General features: G+C 30.7%; 2 pseudogenes. Both read right to left on the reverse strand.

The annotated features are described in order from the left end of the window. Positions 1-191 (reverse strand): annotated as a pseudogene (locus tag ACFIO3_RS09690) (drug:proton antiporter); the annotation flags it as partial. Positions 192-800: 609 nt separating this feature from the next. Further along, positions 801-1,205 (reverse strand): annotated as a pseudogene (locus ACFIO3_RS09695) (hypothetical protein). Positions 1,206-2,035: the final 830 nt, after the last annotated feature.

A 2,035-nucleotide genomic window follows, 5' to 3' on the forward strand; every position in this document is an offset into this window, starting at 1 on the left:
CCTGGAACGGTGGCTAGAAAATAGGACGTGACAACCCATTGTATATTATTTCCTTCCACGGAAAAATAACGCGCAAGGTCAGGAAGGATGACATTGACAATGCTCCCGTCTAGCAGAGGAAGTATGCTGGAAATAATAACGGTATATATGACATATTTTTCTGATTTGGTATAGGAATCTACCTTTTGCATGATCATGCTCCCTACAGATATTCTTTAAAATATTGCTTCCCCCCCCCATAAATCACAGAGCTCTAAGAATGAACACGCATTTGTGATATCTGCAATTTTGATATTGGAATGAATGTGATTGGAAGTGCTGATGGTCCCCTTGTGTATAACCCGCCTTTTTCTCTAGAATTAAGCCATCAGTTAAGCTGATGTCAATGAGTTTATCGAGGAGTCTATTCGCTGTCAATTCAATCTGTATGAGAGCAAAAGCAGAACCTAGACGTGCATGCCTGCTCCATTTGCATTTATTATTTAACATGGAAAATGTTAAAATCTTTATAAATCAAATTATTGACTTAAAAATCCAATGTTTGTTTATATATCATTTTTTATGATTAAATGATTATTTGGGTGTCAAATGTATTTTCAATAGTTTATAATTTTCTTTTATTAAATATGCTGCCCTTTCTGAAAAATGTTCGACAATCTCTTGATTGTTTAATAAAAATTAAAATCGGTTATAAGGAAGAGTTTGAAAATTATAGAGTAGGAAAAAGTTGCATTTTATAAACAACAAGGGAGGGTTGTTTCCATAACCCAAACATTTTTTCAAGTTGTTATGGTATCTTTTTAAATTGCTTGATTGATAAAAGTTTCATAATTATCAGAAACAATATATTGGGTATTTTCTTCTAAAGCTTTGAAATGTTCATGACCGCAATAGAGTTTTGCTTTTTCCAGATCGCGCAAGATGTCTTCGAAAATACTTCCTTTGCTTTCCACAACAAAATACAGTTTTTCTTGCCCATCTTGCTCGAATAATACAGCCTAATTGGGAGTATATGATCCAAGAGGTGTATCAATTTTAAACCATTTAGGCAGTTGCGCATAAACTTTAATCTCATCGTTTTTTTTCAAACGATTGTGCAAAACTGAACTCAATATCTGAATCACAAATACATGATCATAAGGTGATTTATGGTTTTTTACATATTCTTTTATAAAACGATTTGCTTTATATTTATTAAAGTGCATTTTCTATTTTATTTTTTCATATAATTAGCCAATGAAGTTTTTGCTATAATATCGCAATTTGTAAAAGACTATTTTGGTAATTCAATATGAAATTTTTTATGTCGGTTTCTTGTATTGAAAGCAATGGTACGATTTTTGATATCTGATAAAAATATTTACAAAAGAATTAATAACGCATGATTATAGAATTTTGTCCTTTGTTTGAAGCATGTAAAGTTAAGCCATTGTTTATTGATAGATTTTATGTTCATTATTTATTTGATACATTTAATCTAGAATGTAAATATGTATTCATATCCTCAAACTAAAATACTGGTATTGAAGTGGTGAGAGTGTTGCTTTGTTGAGAATAGATAATTGGGTAGGTTAGTATTCCCTTTGTATCAGAGAATTCAACTTATTCTCTCATATTGTGTGTGAATGAAATGTTAACCGCATAATGCTCCCTCTTACATGAGATGTAAAATGGTTTCCATATTGAGAAAAGTTGTTGATCGTAGAGGAATATTTTTCTGCGAAATTTGTTTGGCTTGAATGGAAAAAATAGAGCAATAGCCGCATATTTGTTATGCTGTAACGGCATATATATAATCGATGGAGTCAACACTTCATTTAAGAAGTTTTTTAAAGGAAAAACATAAAAAAATAGAATTATTGAAAAAAATCTTTTATTTTGAATCTTGTCTCTCACGATTATAAAAGATTCACGTAGATTTCGAAAATTCTTGTTGTGTTGAAAAGCATGAAAAATCAAGAAAATTTTGCAAAAAAGCTGCACGCATAGTGCAGCTTTTTATATATTTGCTTTAAAGGTAGACGTTTTAAAGCAT

The sequence above is a fragment of the Bartonella sp. AD328YNZD genome (assembly GCF_042196425.1).